The 26,391-nt window shown below is 44.8% G+C and carries 23 protein-coding genes; 9 read left to right on the top strand and 14 right to left on the bottom strand.

The annotated features are described in order from the left end of the window. Positions 1-83: 83 nt before the first annotated feature. Positions 84-410 carry a hypothetical protein gene (locus ACQKIC_RS01765; RefSeq protein WP_402874247.1) on the top strand — a complete coding sequence of 109 codons (327 nt, stop codon included), beginning with the start codon at positions 84-86 and terminating at the stop codon, positions 408-410. 49 nt (positions 411-459) lie between these two features. Here ACQKIC_RS01765 and ACQKIC_RS01770 read toward each other — a convergent pair whose 3' ends face one another. From ACQKIC_RS01770 to ssuD, 5 genes are all read right to left on the bottom strand, one after another. Continuing rightward, positions 460-1,359 (bottom strand): aldo/keto reductase, encoded by a 900-nt coding sequence (locus ACQKIC_RS01770; RefSeq protein WP_427590851.1) that lies wholly within the window; start codon positions 1,357-1,359, stop codon positions 460-462. A 22-nt stretch (positions 1,360-1,381) separates the two neighbouring features. Then, complete coding sequence (locus ACQKIC_RS01775) at positions 1,382-2,017, bottom strand: carbohydrate ABC transporter permease (RefSeq protein WP_427651164.1); 636 nt, start codon at positions 2,015-2,017, stop codon at positions 1,382-1,384. Positions 2,018-2,207: 190 nt separating this feature from the next. Beyond that, positions 2,208-3,083, bottom strand: a complete 876-nt coding sequence (locus ACQKIC_RS01780) for a carbohydrate ABC transporter permease (RefSeq protein ID WP_402957677.1) — start codon at positions 3,081-3,083, stop codon at positions 2,208-2,210. 70 nt (positions 3,084-3,153) lie between these two features. Next, positions 3,154-4,398: an ABC transporter substrate-binding protein gene (locus tag ACQKIC_RS01785; RefSeq protein ID WP_402957373.1), complete on the bottom strand. Its 1,245-nt coding sequence runs from the start codon at positions 4,396-4,398 to the stop codon at positions 3,154-3,156. A 28-nt stretch (positions 4,399-4,426) separates the two neighbouring features. Then, the gene (ssuD, locus tag ACQKIC_RS01790) at positions 4,427-5,473 is read right to left on the bottom strand and encodes an FMNH2-dependent alkanesulfonate monooxygenase (protein ID WP_427590852.1); all 1,047 of its coding nucleotides are present in this window, start codon (positions 5,471-5,473) and stop codon (positions 4,427-4,429) included. Between the two features lie 396 nt (positions 5,474-5,869). Here ssuD and ACQKIC_RS01795 point away from each other — a divergent pair, with 396 nt between their 5' ends. Both ACQKIC_RS01795 and ACQKIC_RS01800 read left to right on the top strand, forming a co-directional pair. Continuing rightward, positions 5,870-6,253 carry a DUF302 domain-containing protein gene (locus ACQKIC_RS01795; protein ID WP_427590853.1) on the top strand — a complete coding sequence of 128 codons (384 nt, stop codon included), beginning with the start codon at positions 5,870-5,872 and terminating at the stop codon, positions 6,251-6,253. A gap of 318 nt (positions 6,254-6,571) precedes the next feature. Then, positions 6,572-7,330: a hypothetical protein gene (locus tag ACQKIC_RS01800; protein ID WP_427668510.1), complete on the top strand. Its 759-nt coding sequence runs from the start codon at positions 6,572-6,574 to the stop codon at positions 7,328-7,330. Positions 7,331-7,417: 87 nt separating this feature from the next. Here ACQKIC_RS01800 and ACQKIC_RS01805 read toward each other — a convergent pair whose 3' ends face one another. The 6 genes from ACQKIC_RS01805 to ACQKIC_RS01830 form a co-directional block, all read right to left on the bottom strand. Continuing rightward, the gene (locus ACQKIC_RS01805; protein ID WP_402874229.1) at positions 7,418-8,179 is read right to left on the bottom strand and encodes an SDR family oxidoreductase; all 762 of its coding nucleotides are present in this window, start codon (positions 8,177-8,179) and stop codon (positions 7,418-7,420) included. Positions 8,180-8,355: 176 nt separating this feature from the next. Continuing rightward, the gene (locus ACQKIC_RS01810) at positions 8,356-8,487 is read right to left on the bottom strand and encodes a hypothetical protein (RefSeq protein ID WP_427590855.1); all 132 of its coding nucleotides are present in this window, start codon (positions 8,485-8,487) and stop codon (positions 8,356-8,358) included. A gap of 592 nt (positions 8,488-9,079) precedes the next feature. Continuing rightward, positions 9,080-10,639 (bottom strand): SagB family peptide dehydrogenase, encoded by a 1,560-nt coding sequence (locus ACQKIC_RS01815; RefSeq protein WP_427590856.1) that lies wholly within the window; start codon positions 10,637-10,639, stop codon positions 9,080-9,082. Between the two features lie 21 nt (positions 10,640-10,660). After that, complete coding sequence (locus ACQKIC_RS01820) at positions 10,661-12,577, bottom strand: TOMM precursor leader peptide-binding protein (protein ID WP_427590988.1); 1,917 nt, start codon at positions 12,575-12,577, stop codon at positions 10,661-10,663. Between the two features lie 14 nt (positions 12,578-12,591). Next, entirely contained in the window at positions 12,592-14,538 is a 1,947-nt protein-coding gene (locus ACQKIC_RS01825; RefSeq protein WP_427590857.1) for a putative thiazole-containing bacteriocin maturation protein, read from the bottom strand. A gap of 137 nt (positions 14,539-14,675) precedes the next feature. Next, positions 14,676-14,921, bottom strand: a complete 246-nt coding sequence (locus tag ACQKIC_RS01830; protein ID WP_402874214.1) for a hypothetical protein — start codon at positions 14,919-14,921, stop codon at positions 14,676-14,678. 322 nt (positions 14,922-15,243) lie between these two features. Between ACQKIC_RS01830 and ACQKIC_RS01835 the strand changes: the two genes are divergently transcribed. From ACQKIC_RS01835 to ACQKIC_RS01845, 3 genes are all read left to right on the top strand, one after another. Next, positions 15,244-16,713: a serine hydrolase domain-containing protein gene (locus ACQKIC_RS01835; RefSeq protein WP_427590858.1), complete on the top strand. Its 1,470-nt coding sequence runs from the start codon at positions 15,244-15,246 to the stop codon at positions 16,711-16,713. 177 nt (positions 16,714-16,890) lie between these two features. Beyond that, positions 16,891-17,526, top strand: coding sequence for a 2OG-Fe(II) oxygenase (locus ACQKIC_RS01840; RefSeq protein ID WP_427590859.1), 636 nt, complete (start codon positions 16,891-16,893; stop codon positions 17,524-17,526). A 243-nt stretch (positions 17,527-17,769) separates the two neighbouring features. Then, entirely contained in the window at positions 17,770-18,135 is a 366-nt protein-coding gene (locus ACQKIC_RS01845; protein WP_402874205.1) for a hypothetical protein, read from the top strand. A 150-nt stretch (positions 18,136-18,285) separates the two neighbouring features. Here ACQKIC_RS01845 and ACQKIC_RS01850 read toward each other — a convergent pair whose 3' ends face one another. Further along, positions 18,286-18,828 (bottom strand): hypothetical protein, encoded by a 543-nt coding sequence (locus ACQKIC_RS01850; RefSeq protein WP_402874202.1) that lies wholly within the window; start codon positions 18,826-18,828, stop codon positions 18,286-18,288. A 267-nt stretch (positions 18,829-19,095) separates the two neighbouring features. Here ACQKIC_RS01850 and ACQKIC_RS01855 point away from each other — a divergent pair, with 267 nt between their 5' ends. Together ACQKIC_RS01855 and ACQKIC_RS01860 are read left to right on the top strand one after the other, a co-directional pair. Beyond that, positions 19,096-20,280 (top strand): YhgE/Pip domain-containing protein, encoded by a 1,185-nt coding sequence (locus ACQKIC_RS01855; protein ID WP_427590861.1) that lies wholly within the window; start codon positions 19,096-19,098, stop codon positions 20,278-20,280. Positions 20,281-20,334: 54 nt separating this feature from the next. Beyond that, positions 20,335-20,880 carry a PadR family transcriptional regulator gene (locus ACQKIC_RS01860; protein WP_402874197.1) on the top strand — a complete coding sequence of 182 codons (546 nt, stop codon included), beginning with the start codon at positions 20,335-20,337 and terminating at the stop codon, positions 20,878-20,880. A 106-nt stretch (positions 20,881-20,986) separates the two neighbouring features. On the opposite strand, the gene ACQKIC_RS01865 is transcribed toward ACQKIC_RS01860, so the two are convergent. Further along, positions 20,987-22,786 carry a hypothetical protein gene (locus tag ACQKIC_RS01865; RefSeq protein ID WP_427590862.1) on the bottom strand — a complete coding sequence of 600 codons (1,800 nt, stop codon included), beginning with the start codon at positions 22,784-22,786 and terminating at the stop codon, positions 20,987-20,989. A 260-nt stretch (positions 22,787-23,046) separates the two neighbouring features. Here ACQKIC_RS01865 and ACQKIC_RS01870 point away from each other — a divergent pair, with 260 nt between their 5' ends. Beyond that, entirely contained in the window at positions 23,047-24,459 is a 1,413-nt protein-coding gene (locus ACQKIC_RS01870; protein ID WP_427590863.1) for a hypothetical protein, read from the top strand. A gap of 486 nt (positions 24,460-24,945) precedes the next feature. Here the strand turns inward: ACQKIC_RS01870 and ACQKIC_RS01875 are convergent, their stop codons facing one another. Next, the gene (locus ACQKIC_RS01875) at positions 24,946-26,214 is read right to left on the bottom strand and encodes an L-lactate MFS transporter (protein ID WP_402874188.1); all 1,269 of its coding nucleotides are present in this window, start codon (positions 26,212-26,214) and stop codon (positions 24,946-24,948) included. Positions 26,215-26,391: the final 177 nt, after the last annotated feature.

Consider the following 26,391-nt stretch of genomic DNA (forward strand, 5'->3'; position numbering starts at 1 on the left):
AAACGGCAACAAGAGTTTTACTATTATTCTTGGGTATATATTCAATACGTATTTTGATTGAGCTAGATAGGAGAAGAGTGAGCATGAACAGACGCGAAATAATCGTGAAAGAATTTAAAAACAAGCCTTATAATAAGCAGTATCTCCTTTCTTTTCTAGAATCGTTGGGTTACAAAGACATAGAGGTTACGTTGACGGATGATAAGAAGTATTTGAGATACTATATGAAAGAATCGGAAGAGGCCAGAACCTTATTCATCAAGTGTGACCCGGCTGGAACGATCAACCAGATATCTTTATATAAAGGAAATCTTAAACAGTTTAAATCCGCTCCACTCGGCTACGGGTTATTATTACTAGCCATTGTCGTTGTGGCTATCGGCACTTGGTTCTTGATGACCAGATTTTAACCATAATAAAAAGGCAGGCACCGATTGAGGCGCCTGCCTTTTTTTTGCATCAATCCACATCCCGGCCACGAGAGCTGACCCAGATTTCATACCATTGCTGCCTGTCGATCTTAAGCGATAGGCTATTAACCGCTGATTGAATGCGTTCAATCCGTCCGGATCCCACGATTGGCATGATGCCAGCCGGATGCTTCATCAACCATGCGTACATGACTTCGTCCATATCGTTCGCCCCGATTTCAGCCGCGGTTTTCTTCAGGGCGTCTCGCACCCTGATTGCCTTTTCCGTTTCACTGGTGAAGATAAGTCCCTGATTGAGCGGCGACCAGGCCATTGGCGGCATCTTCTTCTCGATGCACTGGTCCAGTACGCCATTCTCGAAGTTGTCTCGGTACATGACGGAAAGCTCTACCTGGTTCGTCACAAGCGGCATGTCCAAGGATGCCTGAAGCATGTTCACCTGTGATGGAAGATAGTTGGATACGCCAAAATGCCTGACTTTCCCTTGTTTTTTCAAAAGTGTAAAGGCTTCCGCTACTTCATCAGGATCAAGGAGCACATCCGGGCGGTGCAACAAGAGGACATCAATATAGTCCGTGTTCAGTTCCTTTAAGGATCGCTCGGCCGACTCGATGATATGCTCCTTGCTTGAATCATAGTGATTGAGCGAGAAGCCATTTTTGCCATTGGCGAGCTTAATGCCGCACTTCGTCACGATTTCCATTCGGTCCCGAAGGTCGGGTTTCGCTTTCAGCACCTTGCCGAAAAGCCCTTCGCATGTGTAATCACCGTAAATATTCGCGTTATCGAAGGTAGTGATTCCCAACTCGAGACATTGCTCGGTCAGAGTTAAGAATTCCTGTGTGGACTTATTCCAGTCCGCCGCCCTCCAGTGCCCGTGGACGATTCTTGAAAAAGACAATCCTTCTTGCAGTGTAACTCGTTCCATAACCGACACCTCTTCCTATTTATTAGCCTTTCACCGCTCCGGCCGTCATGCCGGCGATGAAGTACTTTTGCAAAAATACATAGATAATGACCATTGGCGCTGAAGCAATGATGACTCCCGTAAACAGAAGCGGATAATTCGTCATGTATTCACCCTGGAATTCCAGTAAGGCAAGCGGCAGGGTCTTGAACTCGTCTTGCGTGATGAACAGAAGCGGATATAAGAGATCGTTCCAGTGCATCACGAACAGGAAGATCGCCGTTGCCGATAAGGACGGCAGGGATAGTGGCAAGACAATGCGGGTATACATCTGCCAGTTGCCAGCACCGTCCATGATGGCTGCCTCGAATATCGTCTTCGGCAGGGACTTCATGAATCCGGTCAGGATGAACACCCCGACTGGCATCGTCACCGCTATATTGACAATCATCAACCCGACAAGGCTGTTCGTCAATCCTAAATCATACATGAGCTGATAAAGCGGAATCATGTTCGTTTGGGCAGGGACCATCATTCCAAGTGCGAAGAAACTGAACAATAGCCCACCGGCCCAGCCACCCATCCTCACAATTGAAAAGGCAATCAGGCTGGCAAAAAACAAGGTCAGGATGACGGATACCAACGTGACGGTCAAGCTGTTCTTAAAGTAGGTTCCCATCGACTGGTCGATGAACACATTGACATAATTATCGAACTGAAAGGATTCCGGCAACCCCAGCACATTGCTGTACATTTCAGACATTGGCTTGAACGTCGACAGGAAGATCGTCAGGATCGGAATGATGATCAATGACGCATAGAGAAGCATCAGTACCGTTTTTGAAAGTTTCATAGCTGCGGTCTCCCCCCTAATAGTTTACTCGATCGGCCCGTAAGGCTTTGAATTGTATATATGTAATAACTGCCATCAGAATCATGAACAGGACCGATTCAGCTGAAGCGTAACCGAACTTGAAGCTACGAAACGCCGTGGTATAGATGAAGGTTGCCAGAATTTCCGTCGAGTAGTTTGGCCCCCCTTTGGTCATCGCGAAGATCAAGTCGAACGCCTTGAACGACTGAATCGTCGTATAGGCAATGACGATGGTCGCTGCCGGTGCGACTAGCGGCCAGGTGACAGTAAGGAACGTCTGCCAGCGGTTGGCCCCTTCAATTTTTGCCACCTCATACAATTCGCTTGGAATCGCCTGAAGTCCGGCGACGAAGATGATCAGCATCTGCCCCGTATGGAACCAAACTTGAACGGCTGCAATCGAGAAGATGGCGATATCCTCATCTCCCAGCCAATTCTGTGAAAGAGACTCGAGGTTCAGGCCAGAAAGCAGGCTTGATAATAACCCCATGTTCGGGTCATAAATGAAGGTCCAGATGAACGCGACCGATACCGAGGAAAGGATCGTCGGGAAAAAGTATAACGCCCGGAGAAACACATTGGCCTTCGTGTTTTTGATCAAAAATAAGGCGAACAGCAGCGACAGGATCGTCTGGAAAATCACGACGAACAGCATGAACTTGATGTTATTCGTAAAGGCCTTCGCAAAAATGCTGTCCTCGGTCACTAGCTTCACATAGTTATCGAACCCGACGAACTGATAATCGGGTGTGATGCCATCCCAGTTTGTGAAGGAATAGAAAAGGGCGCTAAGCGTAGGATAGATGAAAAAGATGAGATACATAAGTAAACCTGGTGCAATAAACAGGAACAATCGTTTATTCTTCTTCAGCACGATGCACAACCTCCCCTAACAGACAAAAGAAAGAGAGAGAGAAAGATCTTCTCCCTCCGTACGCTTTTCATTCATCGATATTTTGTTTGACGATTTTCTGGGCGTCACTTGCCGCTTTATCCGGTTCCGTGCCGCCGATGACTGCCTGGATGGAAGACAGGACGGCTTTTTCCACGTTCGCGTTGGTGATGGTATATCTTGGCTGGAATCTTGTATTTTTATCCATCCATTCCGTTGAATCCTTCAGAATATCGGACTCATACTCGACATCGTTCAGTGTTAAAAGCTGGCCCGTTTCATTGGCATAGGCCGACGCGTTTTCAGGCTCTGTTAAGAAGTCGATGAACTTCTTGGCTGCTTCCTGTTTCTTCGATTTGCTGTTCACCGCCAGCATGAAGGTTGTCGTATGGACGCCTTCGAATTTTGCCTCATCCTCGGAAACCGTAATCGGTGCCAGCATCTTCAGCTTGATATCCGGATTGAGTGCCTGGATGTTCGCCATCGCGAAGGACCCAGTCCCCAGCATCGCCGCTTTTTCCTGTGCCACCAAGGCAATGGCACCGTCATGCTTCACGCTTAAGGAGTCTTTTGAAATGTATCCTTTATCAACTAGCTCCTTAAATTGCGACAGGGTTTTGACCCACCATTCTTCAGTCAGCTCATTCTCGCCATTAACTAATTTTGTGAAAACTTCTTCGTCCGGAGCATTGTTCATGACCATCGAGTTGATCAGCTGACCTGGGCCAATATCGGCTCCTGGGAAAGCGATGGGCAGGTAGCCCGCCTTTTTCAACTTTTCGCATAGGGCAAGGAAGCCATCCCAGTCCTTGGCAGGTTCTAGTCCCAATTTTTCAAAAAGGCCGACATTGTAAACGGGCTGGTTGAAGACAAGCTGAAGCGGAAGCGCCAATTGCTTCCCGTCATCCTGTCCGGCTTCAATCAGGCTTTCATTGAATTTCCCAACAAACTCTTCACCGCTAAGATCCGTGAATAGATCGGCTTTCTTCAGAATCTCAAATTGCGATCCCGGGAACGCCGTGAAGACATCCCCCGTCGAGCCGTCCTTCAGGATGGTCTGGGCAGTAGATTGGTATTCCTCGGACGGGTATACCGTCATATTGACTTTGATATCCGGGTTTTCTTTTTCGAATTTAGAAATTTGCTCCTTGAAGGCCTTGTTGTCTTCCCCACGCCAGTGGATGAAGCTGATTGTCGTTTTCCCGCCGTCGTCTGTAGAGCTTTTCGAAGAACATCCGATGACAAGGACCGCCATCATCATACATATAAATAAAACCGAAAACTTTCTTTTCATGTGATTCCCCCCTATCTTTCTTCTCTTTTCAATCCTTTAATTTTGGAAAAAGCAATTCCGCAACCCTATATGATTCTTCCAGGTGTGGATAACCAGATAGAATGAAAGTGTCTACACCCGCTTCCTGGTACTTTTTCATATTGCTAGCCACTTGGTCGGGATCTCCCACCAAAGCCGTTCCTGCCCCTTCCCGGGCCAAACCGATTCCTGCCCAAAGTCCAGGACTGATTTCAAGCGAATCCCTGTTTTTGTACGAGATATCGCTCATCCTGTTCTGCGCATTGGAATCGAAGCCAGCCATCTTCTTTCTCATTTCATCAATTGTATGTTGATCTACATACTTGATTAGTTCATCCGCTGCGGCCCACGCTTCCTCCTCCGTCTCCCTGACGATCACATGAAGCCTTATGCCAAACTTCACCTCTCGCCCTTGTTGTTTCGCCAACTCCCTTACCGTGTCGATTCTTGTTTTGACCACATCGACCGGTTCACCCCATGTCAGATAATGATCGACATGCTTCGCCGCCACTTCATAAGCAGAAGCTGATGTCCCGCCAATGTATAAGGCCGGAGATTGCTTTGGAGTGGAAGGATGGAGTTGACTATTCTCAATATTAAAATAATTCCCTTTAAAGGTTACGAATTCCTGCTTAAATAATTGATTCCATATAGATAAAAACTCGCCGCTCATTTCATAGCGTTCATCATGAGTCAAATGGAGACCGTCCCCTGCCAATTCCTTGGGGTCCCCACCCTGTACGATATTCAGCAGGAGGCGTCCTCCCGAAATTTTATTAAGAGTTGCCGCCATCCGCGCAGCAACGGGCGGAGCGACGAATCCGGGGCGGACCGCTACCAGGAATTTCATCCGTTTCGTCACTGGGACAAGACTCGACGCGATCACCCATGAATCTTCACAAGCAACCCCCGTAGGCAGCAGTGCACCGTCAAATCCGAGCGTGTCGACAGCCTTTGCCACCTGCTCAATATAATCAAACGTGACCTCACGCTTTCCATGCTCCGTACCCAAATACCTGCCTTCTCCCGCCGTCGGTAAAAACCAAAAAACCTCCATGCCTTTATCCCCCTTTTAAAATAAAAAAAACCAAACGCAAATCGCCCATATAATAATATGAGACGATGCCTTTGGTTTTCCAATCAGCTAATTATTCTTATTAGTTTACTATGTTTTGTAATTACTAGCTAGTATAGTCGGATTGTCCCACTGTGTCAAACCTTTTTCAATTAGGCATCTCCCTGTTATTTAATGCCCGGGAGAAGGATTTGTGACGAGGAATTCTTGGCAGGAATGTCAATCCTTTAACATTAGAAGAAAGAGCAACAATCATAGATTCCCCTCATGAATAGTTAAATGGAGCTGACTATTTCCCCGTTTATGAATTTCGCTATAGGGAATACCATAAATGAATGTAAAACTACTATTTTTCCATTAGGAAACGGAGGGTGAATGATGTTCGATTATACGGTTTCAACAGAGAAAAGCTTAGAACAAACCATTGCCTCATTAGAGGAAAATTTAAAAAGTGAAGGGTTCGGAGTATTGTGGAATTTCGATTTAACGGCAAAGCTTCAGGAAAAAGGCATGGAGTTTAATACTCCATATACGGTGTTAGAAGTATGTAATCCGAAAGAAGCTCAACATATCCTTTCGAAAAATCTGCTAGCTGGGTATTTCTTGCCATGCAAAATCGTGGTTTATGAAGATAATCATGTCATAAAAGTGGGAATGCCAAAACCTTCATCCTTGATTGAAATGCTTCAGAATGATGATATGAAAGCATTCGCCCTAGATATTGAAAAACGGTTAATTGGTTGTATCGATCGCAGCATTTAAGCCTTTGATAAAATGTCCATATACATCAAAAGACGGAAAGAAAAACAAATAGTTTTCATTTCCAATCATCGAACTATGTGGATCAGCTAACCCTCTCTTGCTGCTGTTCACCAGTTACAACTGCTTTTCATTTTGGATTTCAGACATTAACACTGAACGTTTATTTTTATTAGTTTGAGTTTTGACGGCTATCAAACCGGTTAGTTGGAGAAGGCTCCCCTGAACAATTGAAATTTTTATCATAAATATAGTTAGGGAAGATAACAAAAAAAGAAAAGAGGGATTACGCTGAAATATCTATTCGTTTTAACCTTCATGATGGTGATGATGACTGCTTGCGGAAATGAAGAGAAAGAGGCGGTACAAAAACAAAATCCTGAACAAACGGTAGATGTTGAAACAGAAAAGGAGCAAACGGAAGAGGTAAAGACAGAAACAAAAGAAGCGGATAAACCGAATACGAATGTAGCAAGTGATAGCAAAGCTGAAAAAGCAAATTTCCAAAGTATCATTCCAAGTGACTGGGGCATTAAGCTACCAACAGATTTCCCTGTGACCAAAGGAAAACATTTAACGGGTATCGCGTCTTCAACTCAGAATAAAGCGACTTTTACATTTTATAACACAGATAAACAACTAGAGATTAACGATCCAAAGATAAAAGAAACCGGGCAATTAGTTGGCAAGTTGGTCATGACTCAATATGAAACGGAAAAAGCAGCAAGTGAGGAAATAGATCAAACCGTTTTCACAGATGGTGAAGCTGTTGATTTAGGACATGGCATAACGGGGTATCAGGATGCAGGAGCAGGTTCATTATTTACAAGTTGGAATGAAGGACGCTGGGCCATTATAGCCCGTTCCACAACAGAAAAGTCAGAAGAAAGCTTAGCGACAGCGAAGGAAACTGTAGAATTTTTGGAAACGCATATGATGCCTGTTCCTAAGAAATATGGGCAATTGCATGTCGATGCAAACGCTACAGGCAGCCTTGCAAAGTGGCAAAAACAAAAGTTTGTTTATACGCTAACTGATTTTGGTGACAACACGCTAAATTGGCTAGTTGCCTTTAAATAAGTACACTTGTCACCACCTGATGTTTTCTATTGAACTTTAGTACCTTAAGAAGGCCGCCAATAGCGGCCTTCTTTATTATAACCTCAACTAAAAAGCTGCGGTCCAGCCTGCATCTGCGGTTATGACTGTGCCATTTACGAAGCTTGAATCGTCTGAACCCAAGAATAGGGCCACTTTTGCAATTTCTTCAGATTGGCCTGCACGAGGGATTACAGATTGTGGGATTTTCGTACGACTTGAACCAAATTCATTCAGATTTTTCATGCCGGCCGTAATATTGGTCATAACGGCTCCGGGTGCGATGGCATTACAGCGAATCCCTTTATTGGCATACATAAAGCCTGTATTTTTTGTAAATCCGACCACTGCATGCTTTGAAGCCGTATATGCAGCGCCGGCATGTGCTCCGTTCAGTCCACCTGTAGAAGCCGTATTGACGATGACACCTTGTCCTTTTTCCAAGAAAATCGGCAAGGCCTTACGGGTGGCACGCATGACACCTTTTGTGTTGATGTTAAAGATCCGATCCCATTTATCATCATCGATATCACCCGCTGGTTCGAAGCCATCCATAATTCCTGCGTTATTGACCAGGATATCTAATGTGCCATATTCTGATACAGCGGTATCAATCATATGATCAATATCTGCTTGTTCCCCGACATTTACTTTTATCGCTTTAGCCGTTCCGCCATTACTTTCGATGGCATCTGCGACCTTTTTCGCACCATCCATATCAAGGTCTGCGAGAATGACTTTGGCTCCTTCTTTAGCATACAATTCCGCAATCGCTTTCCCCATACCCGATGCTGCACCTGTTACCACGGCTACTTTATTTTGAAGTTTCATATTTATCCCTCCTATTAAGGTTTTTCAATCAATGAATGCGTTCATAGCTTTTCCAACCCTCCTGCTTTTCATGTACCGTACCTCTGGGTAACCACCAAACAATTTTCTCCTATGTAAAAAAAGGGAACTGTCTCCAGTTCCTCAAAAAGAATAGAATTTTTTTCTAAGGTCTGATTTTATGCCAGCTGTTCAATCACGATGGATGCACTTAGGACAGCTGCAGCCCCTGGACCGCTTATCGTATTATTCAGTGTAGTCGCCCCGTCGATATTACGTAAAGTAAGAACGGTACCAGCAGGTAATGTCACGATAACTTGTCCGCTATACGTTTGGTTACCAGATCTACTGCCATAATTGGAACCAGCTATTTGAGCCGCTCCAGCGAATAAGGCGAATGCTGACGTACCTTGTTGTGGAAATACTTCATACGTGATGAGGTACGTGCCTGTTTGCGAAATCGTAATCGCTGCGCTCCCCGGAGTATGAACAACGAACCCTGGAGGTACGATGCTTCCGTGGCTCCCGTGGCTCCTGTTGCTCCCGTGGCTCCTGTTGCTCCTGTTGCCCCTGTGGCTCCTACTCCTCCAGAAACCCTAACTTGTACATTTTGTTTGATAATTTGTGAGTTTCCTTCGCACCGACATTTTTTGTGCCCACAGTCCTTGCACTTCTTTGATTTGCAACGACAATCACTATGGCCACATTTACTACATTTACTCAATATCTTCACTCATAAAATAGTTTCTCACTATCTTATGAGTGAAGAAATCAATTGGATTGGACAAACTCTCTATCTCTTCATAAAAGAAAACCCCTCTTTATGAAAAAAGTAGGGGTTGAGTTGGATCCATTCATTTGGTATTCAAGAGTTTATTTTCCCCACATTCCTCCATCCAGAAGCTAACCATGCAAACTTCCTTTTAGCCAAGGTCGCCCCCGATACGGTCCGATTGGGACTTGGATGAGCGTTGTTTTTTCATGCAGTCCTTTTTTATAAATGTCATCACATACGTTCACATCGAACCCAAGCAAAGGATGACCTCCCATATCCAAGGCTGTCGCTACTAAAAGTAATCGTTGGACGAGCATCCCCGCTTCCATCTGTTGGATGCGGTATCCCCTGTAGCCTAGCTCCTTTTTGCGGTGATCTCTATTCCCTGCGACATGCAGGCAGATTGGAACTTGCAGTAAATTCACATTATCCAGTGACATGGCGTATTGCAACTGAGTTCGCTGATCACCTTGTTGCACCAGCCGTAGTGCATGATTGGCTCTATCATAAACATAAGCACCATCTGAAATATCTTCCACTTGATGCAAACAGGCATAGATGGAGACGTCGTGTTCTTGCGTCTCATCCACATCATTGGTATACGAAAAAGATGCCGAAGCCTCTTGCAACAGTGTGGAGAGTTGAATCTTGCTCACCTTCCCTAAAACGAAATCCATTTCCGGGGAAAACCGCTTACGGCAAATAGTAGCCAGGTCATACGACAACCGCTCCACCTCTGGCAAATCTATACTCCCCATACCTTTTCCACTTCGCGCTTCCTTTGCTTCAATTCCCTGAAAGGAACGAGTGGTTTCGATTATGGAAGCTTCATTCATTTGGACCAACATTGGGTACTCTATGATTTTCTGTGACCGTTCGTAGTGGGTACGCGCTATCGCAGGAAGTGCCTTACATAATTCAACCGACGTGACGGCACGTTTTATTTCCCTTTCAAATGCCACTTCATTTGTAGCTTCCACAGATAAAAGAATGGCGGCATATGTGCTTTCTTCTTGTTCAGATAATCCAATTAAGTGATTAATGGCCCGGTCCAGGAATTGAAAGGACACGCCAGTCGAGAAGCCGAACTTCTTCGCCACCTCCAATAATTGACCCATCAGGACACCTGCGTCCAATCCTTGCAGGCGATAGGAAAAATCGTGGTACTTATAGAAGTTTTTCCAAAACATCGTCGACACGAAGACCGTTCCGAAACACATTGTCATATCGCAACGACCGCCAAGTGCCTGGTTCAGATAGTCATCAAAATTACCTTCCCGCACTAATACCAAACGATGGTGTGCCACATCATAATGGTACACGCCAGCAGGCAACTCCTCGATTTTCAGGTAGATGTACAGTTCGTTTGGATACAATGCTCCCCCTGAAGGCGCAAAACGGCGGAACGACTGCATGAAGTCCATTTGTTCCGGATCATTCATGAACTGGCTCACTTGAGCAAGGCCGAATACATACCAAAGAAAGTGACCGATAGCCTTGAAGTCGGGCTGGGATGATGTTTGGCAGGCTTCCAATGTCAGCGGCACTTCCGGCGAAAAAGGGAACACAGGCAAGTCACGGTAAAGTTTATAGGAAAGTGGCGCATCCTCCCAATCGACTTCCCAGTCAGGCGGTCTGACCTTCGCTGTGTCAAACTGAAGATTATGCAAAAATTGATCTAGATTCATCCCCTGCCTCCTTACCACCGCTTATGGAAATGGATGCGGATCTTGATTAAGCTGTTCGATTGTCAGCGGCTGCTTCGCATATCCTAGTTCCACGGGAACCTGCAAAACCCTATCGAGTCCTGTAACGCGGGTCAGGTGATGACCGAATGTCATCGGCAGCATGCCCGGTATCAGCACTTTCACGCAATGTAACCCGTTCTTTTTCAGTTCTGGCGTCGTTTGATCCACGACAAGCACATCAAGGCCATGCTGTTGCAACTGTAAAAGCACGTCCTGTAGGTCATCCATTAAGTCGGCATGTTTCACCCCGGCCAAGAACTCCTCGTCGAACGTATGCAACGGCCGTCGATCATCCAATAAAAAGTGCAACCGTTCTTCCGCTTGCCGTAACCCAAACAGCATGCCATGATCATCCATCTGCTGGACTAGGTACGGGTCAGCGAGCATCTTCTCATACTCTTCCTGATTGGCCTCGAATTTATCGTCAAGGGTCAGCATCATGCCCGCCAACTCATGAATCGCACTTTTCGCCGCCCGGACGGGATCCAAATGGGCACCACCCGCGCAAATGAGGTTCAATCCTTTTCGTTTCCTGTTTTTCGCCATCGCCCAGACACTTGGAATGCCATGTTCCATCGTCGCGTTATACAAATGGATGTCATATCCCGCCGCTGCACGTGCCCGGTCCATCATCAATGCCAGTTCTTCATCATTCGCCGAATACGGGTCAAGGCGGGGAAGCGGGAGCTTAGCGTACCAGGTCAATAGAAAGGAATCGCGTTCCACCACTTCGAAAATCCCGTACAAAATCGCTTCTTCCAAACTGCCTCCTAATGCGCAGCCATTGGACGTTTCATAAACAAACCCCTCCCCGCAGCCCAAGCTATAATAAGCCACCAGCTCTGGAACCAAAATTGGACGCTCTTGTAAAAAAGAATAGCTCCAAACCCAGTTGATTGGGGAATCCGGATGAAAACGCTTGAAAGGAAAACCAGGCATTTCATACATTTCATCGGTGTGGACACCAAGCTTGCTGGGATCCAGGGCCTCATCTTTCAGATTATTGTAGCTGTCATGGACAACGGTCCGCTTTCCCCGGGGTTCAAGGCCACAGTACCGCTCCAATCCTTCCAAAATCGCAGTCATCTCGCTAACCGCGTAGGAATTCGTCCTCCCCGCTGTCCCTTCATCCCCCATGAACAAAGGAAGACTCACACTGACATCGGCAAATGGCGGCACAAGATCGACCATCTTATTATTCAGAAAACCCATCCGGGGATCGAGATAATCCTTGGCCAGCACCTGACTTAGCTCAGTCATTGAACGGGTGCGGTAGCCATCGGGATCCACCTTCGGACTTGGTTGTAACGAAATTCGGGCCGCCCTTGAAGAATCATCGGGAATGGGACTACAGACCGGGCAGATTGGATCCGCTAAAAAAGGATGCCAGGAAATATTCAGTGTCTTCATGTTGATCAAGGCTACAGCATATTCCGACCGGGCCCCAGTCCCTTCCGTCACCCGCTGCACCTCTTCTCCAATCAGGTAAGCCAATTGTAACAGTCCCGTGCGCGATGCCGCCGGGTCATCTTGCTTCCCTCCATTCTCCTGCAATTGCTTTTGGATGGCCCACATTTCTTTCCGATCGCGCCCCGCCATGAGATGCCGTAGATCCGCGCATTGCGAGCACCCTTCCTTCTCCATCCACACTAGTGGCCCAACCATCCCTTCACCAAATGACACAAAGCCCCGTAACCATGGAATGTCGAGGACTTCCTCCGCCTTTAGGTGGGCAGAAGGATCCCAGGCATCCTGCAGCACGAGAGCCAGTTCAGCCGTTTCGGGTATCTCTGTCAAAAAGTCGACCTGGCGAATGATTTCGTATTGGACTGACAATATTCCGTACACCAGGTCCGCCAGCACTCCTTCTCCGATCATCAAGATGACAGGCTTCACCTTGATCCCTCCTCTCGCAGCAACACACCAAATACCCCTGCCAGCTCCTCTTTCAAAACAGGTTCCAATTCCAGTTCGAAGGCCAATAGCCGCTTTCCGTTCCAATCCAGCACTTGCAAGGCCTCCTGTAGCACTTCCGATTCTCTTGATCCTTCATACGACGCAATCCTAAGTGTCAACGGCGTCCTATTTTCCATTAGTACGGATGAAGCTCTCAAACCCTGCTTCTTGTAGCCCCCCTTTTCGTTTTGAATGACCATGAGTGCCTGCTGTAAAGCATTCCGTAAAGCCTGTGTACTATTCAACCCTACACATCCGTACCACTCATCCCCCGTACCGACCCATACGACAGGGAAACCGAATACTTCCTCTCCTAACGCAATCACGGGGTCACCTGCCATTCTAGTCAACGCCTGCAAGTAATACCGGCAGCGCTCATCGTCTATGACCTCCAACTGAATTCGACCACAGGCGTGCTTTTCGTTGCTTCGCTTGGTTAAATCCTCGTCCAAACACTTGTACAACCCCCGGCACATACACTCCGCGAACGTCTCTCCCGTACCAACTCCGACGAATCCTTCTACACCTACTCCATCCCATTGAGGTAAAGTCGGACCAAGATGGCTGACCGTTTCCGTGGCATACACTTCGACTCCCGTTAAGCCCGCTTCCCTCCTCGCTTCTTCATGCAATAATTCCGAGCAAATGATCGCTGGCAACAATTCAGCTGGACCCATAGACATCGGGTCAACCACTTGGACACGGCATTGAGCTAACGGCAGTTGCTTCAGTTCTCCTTCTTCCCAGCTATGGAAGATGCCCGATTGGCTGGAAGTCATTCGGCCAAAGGACATAAACAACTTACCCCGTTCGCCTCGGCTTGATTGCTGGTTCAATCTCAAGTCGAAATCCGTCACCCATCTTGCAGCCGCCGTGCCCGTGACAAACGGGTGGGGCAAAAAGGTGTGCCAGCTTCCTTCCAAGGTTTCCATATCAAGCAGGTAAAGTTGATTGCTCTGATCCGATTCGCTCACTCCCGTACTCCTTTTGAATAACTCGAACGCCAGTACATTTGCGAGGAGCGCACCCGCCGTGGAGGAAAAAGAGGCAACCTCTTGATCGGTAATCAGGGAAGACTGATGTAAACGGCGCCAGGCAGACTCCCAGCAGGAAAGCGATTCCCCGTTCACCATCGGACCGGCAAGACCAATTTGATTCAGACTCAGTGCAGGGAAAAACATCTTCTCCTCTTGCCTGCAGGCCGCGTGCAGCGCCCGCAGTTCCTCCACCTCTCCATCTTGTGACACAGACACGATATAATCATATGGCCGGATTATTTCCTGCCAAGCTCTTTCCCCCTCCTGATTCTGGGAAACCTCCTCCACCACCACGTCCTCATCTGTTGTACGGAAATGGGCAACAATTTCCTTCAGTCGCTTTCTATTCGTCGATTCCGAATCCTTTATATGAATATGAAAAGCAGGCAATCCAGATTCAAGCAACGCGGATACCAGTGATACGAAAAACGGACCTGAGCCAATCGCCAATACTTTCAGCTGACGATAATCCTGAAAACGACGGGCTCCCGAATCGCCGACACTATCCAAAAACGCAATCTGAGACGCATACTTATCCACAATCCGATCCGTCAACTGGTGTGGGGCATCTTGACTGATATCCCGAACGAACCCGTTCTTGTACAGAACTTCGGCAATCTCCATGACCCGATTCCGGTATGGCCCAGGCAATCCATCCGTCAAATCACTCAATGCATGTTCCCCGTTAAACATGGGTATTAACTGTTCAATCCATTGAACGATGGTACGTCCTTCCATACGGAAAGAACTTACATTATTCCGAAAATACACTCCCCCATTTGGTTCAGGGAGAAAAAACGTATCCCTATTCACTTTCAGACGCATAGAAGGGGTCAAATTCTTCATCTCGAACCTCCTAACCAACAAGCTTTACTTAGCTATCCCTCTAATCGTATGTATGACAATTTGTCTCTTATGTCTAATTCCATGGAGAAAAGCCCCTGCAGGCATTCTGCAGGGGTCGGTTCTTCTCTGAAAATCGATTAGCGACCGCAACGACCGCAGCGTCCACACCCTCCGCAACGTCCACATCCGCCACACCCTCCGATGCCTCCGAAGAAAAAGCATCCGAAACAACCAAGGCAACCAAAACACCCTAACGGGATAAGACGGGAATCTTCCATGGAATGCTGATGCTGAAATTGATTCGGATCCCAAGGGACCGGCTGACTGGCCTGGAACTGTGGGTCGACATTCAACATTTGAAGCTGATTTTGAAACTCATTCATGTATAAAACCTCCATATTTGAATTAATGAAAAATAACGAAGGAGTACTGAAAAAAAATAGTCTATAGGTTTTTCAATCTTTCAAGTACTCCTCCACACAAAATATGTACTCGGAATGGGTATTGCTACTGATTCAGATGCCCATTTTCATGCATTCCCCCGAAATCTTCACGGAATATTTACTTATCAAAGGCGAACAGCAAAGTAGTGCACGAGCCATCAACGAATCTATTTATCTGGAATTCATTGACCCACTTTTGTTAAATCCTTACAATGATTCAAGAAAGATATTTTGCACTTGATAGAGAAAGGAAAATGAGAAGATGCGAAAAAGACATAAGATAATTAGTTTCATACTGACCATACTGCTCGTCCTGACAAGTGTTTCCGGAGTTGTGTTGGGAAACGAACAGGCGTCAAGAAAACTGGATTCTTCCGCTATTGATGAGTTTATGGCAAATGAAATCGAGCGGCTCAAGATTCCGGGAGCTTCATTGGCCATCGTAGAGGGAGATCGGGTGGAATACGTGCAAGGATATGGTGTGGCCAACCAAAATGGAACTGAAATGACTTCGGAAACCCCCATTGTTCTTGGGTCCGTCAGTAAATCATTTACGGCACTTGCCCTTATGCAGTTAGTGGATCAGGGAAAAATACGATTACAAGATCCCGTGCAATTGTACATCCCCTGGTTTCATCTTGACGATAAGGAGGCTTCTCGGAAAATCACGATTCAGCACTTACTGAATCATACGAGCGGTCTTTCCACATATGACGGCCAAGTGGCTATCTCACAGGGAGATAAGACATTGAAAGAACATGTCAAAGGCTTGGCAGAGATTGAATTGAAGCACCCTGCCGGTGACCGCTATGAATATTCGAATCTAAATTACAACATCTTAGGTTTAGTCATTGAGGAAGTGACAAATCTATCATATAAAGACTATCTAAATGAATTCATATTCAAGCCGCTTGAAATGAAGAATACCTACGCTGACCCTAAAGATGTTGCAAACCATGCCATTGCGGGCGGTTATCAGACGGTATTTGGATGGAAGCTACCGACCAAGCAATTGAAACACGAGGGATCGGTTCCTTCCGGTTACATCATTTCTAGTGCGGAAGATATGGCAAATTATATGATCGCCCAATTGAATCATGGCACATTCAATGGAAAAGGCATTTTATCGAAGAATGGCATGAACACCTTGCATCAGCCATCATCATACATAGGGGATGATACGTACTACGCAATGGGATGGGAAGTGAAGGATGATGAAATCTCCCATAATGGATGGACAGAAAACACCTACTCAAAAGTGATCTTAGACGGGCAGTATGGCATCAGCTTACAGATTAATTCAATGGATTATTTCAACCTCAATGAATATGATTCGATCATAAGCGGAGTGAACAAGCTCGTACATCATGAAGAACCCCCTAGCCCCACTGACCACCCATTTATGAAATATGCAGTGATTGATCTGATTATATTGGGATTCGTGACCCTGATTGTCTGGTCAGTCTATAGAATATTCAAACCTAAATCACGAGAAGTACACGGATTCCTCCGTATTCTCCATATGATGTTCCTCGTCATGGTTTACTGGCTGATTCCGTTGAGTATTTTGATCAATTTCCCTTATCTATTCGGTCCTTTATCTACAGTTACACTATTTGCTCCTGGAATCGGTCACCTATTATTTGGACTGCCTTTGCTTCTATTGATTGTGGGAGTCGTTACATTGGGGAAAGGCATACGAACTGCGCGGAAAACCCATTTGAATGCATGAAAAACGATGGTGGGGATTCACACCATCGTTCCACAAAAACCTTTCGTACTAATAATATATACCAAAGTAAAAAATTTCCGTTATTCGAAAGGTTCGTGATATAATCATTTATCGCTAAAAAGCTAAATAGACTGATGGATTTTTCCGAAAATTCATTCATTAAGGGAGTGAACGACCATGGATAACAAAGAACAGACTATTTTCACCCATAAGGGAAATACAATCAAAACAGAAGATAGAGAGATTACGATCCTTACTAGATTAGAAGAACCGCTCATCGCCGTTTTGGGGAATGTGTTAAGTGACGAAGAATGTGACGAATTAATCAGTTTGTCCAAAGATAAACTGAACCGTTCCAAAATCGGTGATACACGCGAAGTAAATGAGATGCGGACAAGCAGTAGCATGTACTTCCAGGACAAGGAAAATGACCTCATCACGACCATTGAAAAAAGAGTTTCTTCTATAATGAATGTACCCGTTGAACATGGGGACGGTATTCAAATTCTAAAGTATACACCTGGCCAAGAGTATAAGGCCCATTACGATTTTTTCGCATCTTCCAGTAAAGCTGCAAAAAATAATAGAATTAGCACCATCATCATGTACTTGAATGATGTGGAGGAAGGCGGGGAAACGTTCTTTCCTAAACTAAATCTCTCTGTATCTCCCCAAAAGGGACTGGCCGTGTACTTCGAGTATTTCTATGATGATCAACATGTAAATGAACAAACCTTACACGGTGGAGCCCCGGTCATAACAGGAGAAAAATGGGTAGCGACACAATGGATGAGAAAACAGAAACAGATCTAGACAAAAACATCAATGCCGGTGTGCCTTCAAGCTGTAAGTAGAGGTAAAAGGTAGGCTTTTGGGGAAAGCATCCTCCCAAAAGCTGAGATCGAAACCCTCTCTTCAGTCTTTTTTTATTTTGGTTCTATTACCGATGAACGAACGGTAATAAAAGAAGGGCTAGATATAGATATTACATGGGTTGCTGTTGGAGCAATCGAAATTAGAGAGGAGAACATTCCTATTATTTTAAAGAGAAAACTATTGACTGCTTTTCTTAGTAGTTTGTTATTTGCATTGGTCCTTTCATCGCTTGGTGGCTTTGATTTGAATGCATTTATGAATTTATATTATTTAAATCTTATGATTGTCATTATCTACGGAGTGATCACTTCCTTCTTTAGTGACTGGCTGAGTAGGCAGATTTCTAAAAAGGCTTACACTCGTGAAATTCTCTCCTTCTTATTTCACTGTTTATTCGGATTCGTCTTACAAATCCTAAGTCTTGTTTCTGCCATCTCATTCTTTATTGTTGACCGTCTATTAGCAAAAGTGAAAATTGGATGGCTATCCGTTATCATAGCCTTTGTCATCGTCGTGCTAGTATTTATCCTTATGATGAATAGGTAGACCACTGACCTGGCAAGTCGGTAAAACGATGACTTCCCCTAACGAGGGCATTCGTTCCATAGGATTCATCAAAGAAGACCACTTATTCGGTGATCTTTTTTATTTGTTCAAAAATCCCCTTGTGTTCCGAATCGTCCACTCCTTCGAGAATCATTTATGACTTGTGTGCTGTTCCTCCTTCACATCCATCACCAATGTATCGAATAATTCACCATCCGAATAAACCAAAATGGCCCATTCACCCGCATCCGGCAACATGACATTCGAAGGTACACTCCCATCGGCTCCATTCACGGCACTACTCCCCGTCAAGCTTCTGGACCACTCTCCATCAATTAATACGGAATGGATGGTTGACGTGTTCCGATGATATCCGACGAATGTCGCTACGCCCTTATCCATTCCCCAAAAGTGCCACAACCATTTCTCCACTTTATTTGCCTTTAATTCAGGCCCTATGATGCCAAGCCTGTTTTCGTTACCGATTACCTTGGCGTTTGTCGATGTACGAAATTCGACAGCTTTCCGCTCCCAGTCAATTTGATCTAGGTCTTTATCCGTTACGAAACTTGGAACCTCATCAATCACGCTTACCTCGTCTGTTTTCTCCGGTTCTTGCACCTTGGATGAGGTACATCCACTAATCACGAGTAAACACACTAAACAAGCTATATAAGCGATTTTACTTTTCAAAAAAGCTCCCCCTACCCGAAATATTTTACATATAATCCCATTATACACAAAAGCAAAACAGTAACCATACTGTAAAAACCATACTTACATACATATACACTCACGCTTGGCACCAGCGACATAATGGAGACTTTCCTGATGTTTAGTATCGTAATTTTTTATTGACTTTAAAAAAGGATTCGAGTAGACTGATGAAGCGGTTCAATTAAAGTACTCAAATTAAAGTAGTTAAACCAGAATATATTTGAAGAAGGATGGATGCAACAAATGAAGTTTAAATATAAACATTTCTTAAAGACACAAGGTTCCATTGCTGCCATTTTCATGGGGATTTTCTATGGCCTTTGTATGCTAGGCATTTTCTTACCTGGTTATTCGGCCATTCCAGGAAATATCGATCAATTGCCGGTTGCCATCGTCAATGATGATGCTGGTGAATACGGAGAGAAGATTGCCAGCCAATTGAAAGAAAACTTACCGTTTAAAGAAATCGAAACAGATGTAACAAATAAACAAGCGTTAAAAGATCTAAATAAGAACGATTTAGCGCTAGTCGTACACATCCCGAAAACATTCTCTGCGGATATGCAAAATGGCGAAACGTCATCAAGCATTGACTTTACAGTGAATGAAGCAGGACCAACCGTTGTTTCCTCAACTATGACTTCCGTCGTTACGGAAATTAACAATCAGTTGAGCGCACAATTCTCACAACAAACCGCTCAAGGCGTATTGATGAACTTCAATTTACCGGAAGAAAAAGCGGCTGAAATGGCGAAACAAATCGAATCGGCGTATTCAGGAAACATCGTCACGATCAATGAAGTGCCAGATGGCATGCACCACAATATGTTACCGATGTTCTTGACGATGGCAGGATATGTAGGTGCCATGATCGGTGCGATGCAATTAGTGACCTCATTCAGACAGAGCCGTGGAAAAGCGAGCAAGACACGACTATTCATGTATGTACAAATGACTGCCTTATTGGTTGCCGTTGTTTCATCATTCGTTGCCCTAGGCATCACTTATTTAGTGAATGAACCAAGTGGAGATCTATTCCTCAGCACGCTAGGTCAACAAATCTTGAACTATATGGTATGTTTCAACTTTACAGCCATTTTGGTATTCTTGGTTGGAGATGGTGGTATGGTGTTAAACATCCCGATCTTATTAACACAAACCATCGCAAATGGCGCCACCGTGTCACGTGATATGATGTATGCGCCGTATGAATGGATGAGCCACATTTCACCTATGTATTACTCGGTGCAAGCATACTTTGCCAACCTATATAGCACCACGAGTCCAAGTCCGTTTATTTGGTCCATGGTAGCCGTCGGTCTGGGTGCCATGTTCATCAACATGCTCATCGTGGCCTTTGTCCACAAAAAAGTTCCATTGGATAATCAAGTGGTACAACCGGAAACGGAAGCTGCAAAGACCGCTTAAATTCCCGCTTCGTTTGCTATAATAAGGATAACCATTTTCTGAAGGAGCTTAGAGATGCCCATTCAAGTTTTCATATTGAGCAAACTGATGAAGGATAATAATTATCCATATAAATTAAAAAAGCAGCTGTCTGAACCCATCCCTTTCGATCAACTGGGTGGGCTGACGGAAAGTAAGCTGTATTACCATTTTGATTCGCTAGTCAAACAAGGCTTAATCGAGATAGTCGAAATCATTAAAGAAGATCATCGACCTGATAAACAAGTATTCGGGATTACGGCTAAAGGCCGTGAAGAACTTCCGAAGAAAATCTATAAGTTGTTTGAAAATGCCAGTTCCATTAGTGATATGGTGGTGGGACTTGCATACCTCAAATATGTAGACCGTGATAAGGTAGTCGAAATCCTGAAAAACAACAAAAAGAAGTTCCTTGCAAAGTGGGAACAAATTTCGGATTTTGAAAAACAGATGAAGATGGAAAAAGACCATGATAAAGAAAAGCTAGTGGAATATTTAGGTGAATACTTTTCATCCAGAGCAGATCACACCATTTACTGGCTTGATGAGGTAATTAAACGGATTCAACAAGGGGAATTATAAAGAAAAAAACTGCACCTTCTTTGTTAGACACACCTAACAATCGGAGGTACAGTTTTTTTCATTGAACAAGCCGTGCGCTCCTTTCAAGGAGTACGCACGGCTTCTTTTATTTCTTCGGCAAATCTACATTCGTGAACTGATCGACGGGAACAATCTCTTCTTCCATGTCCATCACGTTCAAGATGACCCGGTCTCCTACCTTGGTCAAGACTACATCGGACAATCCTTGAACGGAAGGATCAATCGAGAACCTTTTGCTGCTGCCCTCTACGATAAGATAGAACACATACCCACTCGAAAGATTGGCATCATTGATTCTGATGACTTTCCCTTTGACCTCTTTCATTTCAAATCCTTTTTGGGGCGTCACTCCATTGACTTTCCCTAAGGAGGCGATCAGTTTCTTATAGCTCCGGAATGCTTCATCTTTGTTCTTCCCGAAAGCTACTTGAGGATTGTCGCTATTGGCATACACAATGGCCACCCCTTGGAACTTGCTTCCTTTTGTAACGGGGATCACATAGGTCGGTGCCCCGTATATCGTATAGAACACGCCATTGGTCGCTTTCCATCCTGGATATTTGGATAAGAATTCACTCGCATTGGCATTCGATTTTGCTTCTTTACCGGTTAAAACGGATGTCACGCCTTTATAATATGTCATTTCACCCGTCTTGGCGTTGAACACACCGTAACCTACCAGCGTTTTCGAGTTCCCTTTTGATTTGGCCCTCGTGAAATCGACGACATAAATCAACTCGCCTTTATCATTAAAGGTGACTTGCATATTTTCCTCATTCGGAATCAAGACATCTTTTTTCGGACCGATGAGTGATTGGTTTTTCCACCCGTGAACATATTTTCCCCAATAGCTCCAATACTCTAGAGCCGTTTCCTCAGTGAAGGTTCTGTCCACCCATTTCGGTTCTTTTCCTAATGGATAGAAGGTCGTGTCACCCGTTTCCGGATTCACCACTACCACCCCATCCACGACGGACCCACTTCTGTATTTCAAGTAATGGCCAACCGAAGCTACAAAGAAAGGCTTGCCTTCTTCATCTGGCTCCAGGTATGAATCGTAGATGACTTTGGTTGGATACGATTTACGAATCTGTCTATCTACATCATAATCCAAATACTGTGACGGGGCATACAGCATCTTCCCTTTCACCGTGCTCGCACCTTTATCGGTCGCTATGGCCGAAATCAAGTTATATCCTGGCGTGTATTCGGCTTTTCCAGCTTTCAGGAATCCGTCCATTTCAATGGGAGAGGTATACGTCAATTCGCCATTGATATTGGTCAGACGGTATTCACCTTCCGTGAAATATGAGGCATTCTGGATTTTATTAATGGCAGCATCGCCCTTTGCATCAGCCATTTTCACCGTCACTAGTGGCATCGTTTTAATATCTTGGACTTCCTCTAGTTTATTCTTCTTTACGACATCGGCTAACCCATGAAGGTTCCCGGCAATCGTAAGGGGATAAAACAGCATGATCACCCAAGTGGCAATCAGCAATAAACCGATGATATACATGGCATGGACATTCCAAGGCGTTCTCACTCGCTTCGAAACGCCTTGTTCCCGGTCACGTCTTTTTAGGGAAGGTTCTTTATCCCTCGATAGGTACAAGCTTGCATCCACGATAAGGAACAACCCAAATACTACGGCCAAGTTGGAAAAGAACGCTTCAACCGTTTGGTCTAGTAGATTAATATCGATGATAAAAAATAAAATGACAGCGGCCAGTAATAGCCGCAGAACCTGTTCAGTGAAAAAGAGCCAATCTTTTTTCCTGACGGCTATGGACCACCTTTGCGGAATGAGGGAAAGTCCCAATAAAGCAAACGGAAGCTTCGTCACGATCCCTTTTAAGATGAATACTAGTAATGAAAATATCATGATTACGAAAAAACTCCCTTTATCTATTTTTCTAATTCTACCTAATTTTAACACAACTAATCAGCCTCTTTTGCCACTCCCCTACAAACCTATACATTTTCAAAAAAATTTTTTAGAGCATGCTACTTTTTCCTTTTTAAAGTTTATATAGACGGTGAAGTGGTTCTTTTCGAACGCTTCCATAAGATGAAGAACAATTTGGTTAGATCATACCCTCTGCCCAATGGATGTAGGCGGATACTAAAAGGAGACGGAACCGGATGATTTATGAAGAAACGTACCATTACTTATTGAAACATGTATCCTCCACTGAATTTGATGCGTGTTTGTACTCTTTGCTGCATAGTGATTGGGATGGGGTCATTCAGAGCCCGCTTCATGCAATGGCAAGCAGTTTGGGGACATCGGAAAAATATTTGAAGCAGATCATCAGGAAATTCACGTCACCAAAAGGAGACCTTCCACAGGTTTTCGTACCCGTTCAACAAGATGGGGATGCTTTATATAAGTTCAACCTTGGACCGACAAGTAACCTTGGCTTTAACCATAAGACCGATCGTTATTGCAAGAAATACCGTTTCTTTTATCATGAGGCTTTCAAAGGGTTGACGATTTCGGCAAAACGTCTGTTGCTGATGGCCGCTTACCGGATGTCGGTTTCAAAATCGGAAGAAGTGATGTTCGATTATCATGAATTCGTTTCGGACTCCACTTCCCTATTCACAAGACAGCGCCTGTTCGAAGCGATGAATGCCATCTATGAAGCAGGCTTAGGCGATCTCGTTACGATTGCTTTCACAAGCAAGGCTTTCTCCAAGAAAGAAGTGATGATGTTTACCTTTAAGGAAGGGACGCTTGGAGAGTATCGCGAAAACCGTGGCGAGCGGGCAGGACTGCGCCGGACCATTTTCAATGCGGGCTTTCCTGGCCATATCAGCGATGCCGTTTGCCTGGAGTTGGAACGGGTCGGGAAGTACATTTTCCGCTCGTTTCTTAAAGATGCAAAAAAAGCGGAAACTCCGAGCGATACGCAAAAGGAACTGCTGACCCTTGCGCGATTCGTCTATTCACAAGCACTCAAGAAATTCGGCAAGGCCTTGCGTGCCAACAAACCATTGCTCACTGAACCAAAACAGGCATCGGCTTATTTAAGCACGATTGTTTATAATGAAACATTAGAACAAATGGCGAAGTATGCCCACCAGGCCGAGTCCATCAAGTCCCTGCTTGACCGTGAACATTTTCATAAAGAGATTTCAGAGAAGGCACTTGGCCGGGAAGTGAACTATATGGAAGTGAACCAACACATCGAACCGATCCGCCTCAAGTTTCAGCAAGCGGACTTCATCTATTCCATACTGAACGGCTGGTGCGAAGAGTGGCTCATATCCCGCGTGAAGACGGCGACCGAGACAATCGAAACAGAAGAGGAAATGACTGCACCGACAACCAACCCGGTACCCACAAGGACCGCTTCGGAATATATCATAGCGCTTAGAAATGATACATATGATCAATTGGACAAACTGCTCGCTTTAATCGGAAAGTTCGGCAACGCGGCGGTATCACCGTCCAACCAGCAATATACACTCACGAGGAAAAAGGAAACCATCCAATCCTATTTCGCCATACAACGTGGTCGGCTCGATGCCTTTGCTGCATCGCCTTCTTAACATCACACTACCTTCCTAAGCTAGTGTTTTTTCCCCTGCCCTTTTTCATCATTTACATAGATTCATAACAGGAGCGGATTCCGCTCTCTTTTTTTTGTCCTTTAAAGCGGCTGTGGATAAGAAGACGTGGCTGTGAATTAAAGAATTTCGCTTGTGGATTGTGGATATCCGCCTGTGGATGTCGGCTGATAGGATGTGAGTTGTGGATGGTATATGTGGATTGTGAATAGGTAGCCGTAAGTGATAAAAGAAGTAGTTCCAAAACCCAGTCATACCAAGGGTTTGGGCATGCAAGTTATCTAAGGGTCTAAAGAATGGGTCTGAAAAGAAAGAACTGAAAAAGATCCTGAATAATCGTTTGAATAAGGAGATGAATTGGTTTCATCGTTTAGGGCAAAATGAATGTCCTTAAATACTTACTTAAAAAACCCGCTGAGGAAGAAATCAGCGAGTTTCTTATTCTATCATTATACAAACTACTTACCATCAAACACTGATATCCTGGCTTTCGTTCGTCTGGATTTTTTTCAATCGGTTTATGTCCAGACGAATCAATAAGGAAACAATCAATGCAACGGCGAAAAAACCAGTGAATACGATTAAACTTTGGGAGTAACTCCCGGTTGTTTCCCTGATCCATGAAGCAAACATCGGACCCACGAGCCCAGCAGCTGCCCATGCCGTTAGAATATATCCATGAATGGCACCTAACTGCTTCGTACCGAACAAATCTCCGATATACGCTGGAATGGAAGCGAATCCTCCACCATAGCATGTATAAATAATCGCTAATAAAATTTGATAGATAACCGGGTTATCCGTAATGATCAAGAGCGGGAAGGCAATGACCTGTATCGTGAAAAATATGGTATACGTATTCGGGCGACCAATAAAATCCGATACAGATGCCCAGCCAATCCGTCCAAGACCATTGAAGGCACCGAGCACGCCCACTAGTGCCGCAGCAGCAGCGGCGCTTAACCCAATACTTTCCTGGGCAAGCGGGGAGGCAGCTGAAATGATGGCAATCCCACAAGTTATATTAATGAACAGCATGATCCATAGATAATAAAAACGTTTTGTTTTAACTGCTTCGTTAGCGGTCAACTGCGAAAGATCTTGCAATGCCTTCACTTTGCCCGTTTTGATTTTCTCTTTATACCCCACAGGTAGCCAGCCTTTCTCTGGAGGTTCCAAGTAAAGAGAGGAAGCGATCATGATGATGAAATAAGCAGTTCCAAGAATGAAAAAGGTAGTAGCAATTCCTACCGATTCAATCAGACCCTGGATGATTGGCGAGTTAATCAGTGCCGCAAACCCAAAGCCCATAATGGCTAGGCCAGTCGCTAGACCCCTGCGATCTGGAAACCACTTCACCAAGGTCGATACCGGTGCTATGTAGCCTACACCGAGCCCAATCCCACCGAAAACGCCATAAGAAATATAAAGGAGAGGCAAGGATTCCAGATGAATCGCTACACCGGACCCCGTAATACCTAAACCAAAAAAAATCGCCGAGAGAATCCCCGCTTTCCTAGGTCCATATTTTTCAACAAAATGACCAAGAAATGCAGCCGATAACCCAAGAAACAAAATCGCAATACTAAATGTTAAGCTAATATCAGTCAAATCCCAACCGAATTCGCTTGCAAGTGGCTTCGTGAATACGCTCCAAGCATACACCGAACCAATCGACAAGTGAATTCCCACTGCAGAAACAGCAATCAACCACCTATTCTTCGTCTTCTTCCCCATTCCCCAACATCCCCCTTACAAATGAACGAAACATCATACTTAGACAAAATACCCGTAGATTTAGAACAATCAACACGTAAAATATCTACAAAAATAGTAACATATGGATAATTATTAGACAATTCATTTAAAAAACAACCAGTTTAATGAACGAAGTGGGTAGGGGAACGTATTGAA

Source organism: Peribacillus sp. NPDC046944 (assembly GCF_050272735.1).
Classification (GTDB): domain Bacteria; phylum Bacillota; class Bacilli; order Bacillales; family DSM-1321; genus Peribacillus.

Coding starts and splice junctions, on each gene's coding strand:
- ACQKIC_RS01765 (WP_402874247.1), top strand. CDS start 84: ATGAACAGACGCGAAATAATCGTGAAAGAATTTAAAAACAAGCCTTAT.
- ACQKIC_RS01770 (WP_427590851.1), bottom strand. CDS start 1,359: ATGGAACGAGTTACACTGCAAGAAGGATTGTCTTTTTCAAGAATCGTC.
- ACQKIC_RS01775 (WP_427651164.1), bottom strand. CDS start 2,017: ATGGGAACCTACTTTAAGAACAGCTTGACCGTCACGTTGGTATCCGTC.
- ACQKIC_RS01785 (WP_402957373.1), bottom strand. CDS start 4,398: ATGAAAAGAAAGTTTTCGGTTTTATTTATATGTATGATGATGGCGGTC.
- ssuD (WP_427590852.1), bottom strand. CDS start 5,473: ATGGAGGTTTTTTGGTTTTTACCGACGGCGGGAGAAGGCAGGTATTTG.
- ACQKIC_RS01795 (WP_427590853.1), top strand. CDS start 5,870: ATGTTCGATTATACGGTTTCAACAGAGAAAAGCTTAGAACAAACCATT.
- ACQKIC_RS01800 (WP_427668510.1), top strand. CDS start 6,572: ATGGTGATGATGACTGCTTGCGGAAATGAAGAGAAAGAGGCGGTACAA.
- ACQKIC_RS01805 (WP_402874229.1), bottom strand. CDS start 8,179: ATGAAACTTCAAAATAAAGTAGCCGTGGTAACAGGTGCAGCATCGGGT.
- ACQKIC_RS01815 (WP_427590856.1), bottom strand. CDS start 10,639: ATGAATCTAGATCAATTTTTGCATAATCTTCAGTTTGACACAGCGAAG.
- ACQKIC_RS01820 (WP_427590988.1), bottom strand. CDS start 12,577: ATGATCGGAGAAGGAGTGCTGGCGGACCTGGTGTACGGAATATTGTCA.
- ACQKIC_RS01825 (WP_427590857.1), bottom strand. CDS start 14,538: ATGAAGAATTTGACCCCTTCTATGCGTCTGAAAGTGAATAGGGATACG.
- ACQKIC_RS01830 (WP_402874214.1), bottom strand. CDS start 14,921: ATGAATGAGTTTCAAAATCAGCTTCAAATGTTGAATGTCGACCCACAG.
- ACQKIC_RS01835 (WP_427590858.1), top strand. CDS start 15,244: ATGCGAAAAAGACATAAGATAATTAGTTTCATACTGACCATACTGCTC.
- ACQKIC_RS01840 (WP_427590859.1), top strand. CDS start 16,891: ATGGATAACAAAGAACAGACTATTTTCACCCATAAGGGAAATACAATC.
- ACQKIC_RS01855 (WP_427590861.1), top strand. CDS start 19,096: ATGAAGTTTAAATATAAACATTTCTTAAAGACACAAGGTTCCATTGCT.
- ACQKIC_RS01860 (WP_402874197.1), top strand. CDS start 20,335: ATGCCCATTCAAGTTTTCATATTGAGCAAACTGATGAAGGATAATAAT.
- ACQKIC_RS01865 (WP_427590862.1), bottom strand. CDS start 22,786: ATGATATTTTCATTACTAGTATTCATCTTAAAAGGGATCGTGACGAAG.
- ACQKIC_RS01870 (WP_427590863.1), top strand. CDS start 23,047: ATGATTTATGAAGAAACGTACCATTACTTATTGAAACATGTATCCTCC.
- ACQKIC_RS01875 (WP_402874188.1), bottom strand. CDS start 26,214: ATGGGGAAGAAGACGAAGAATAGGTGGTTGATTGCTGTTTCTGCAGTG.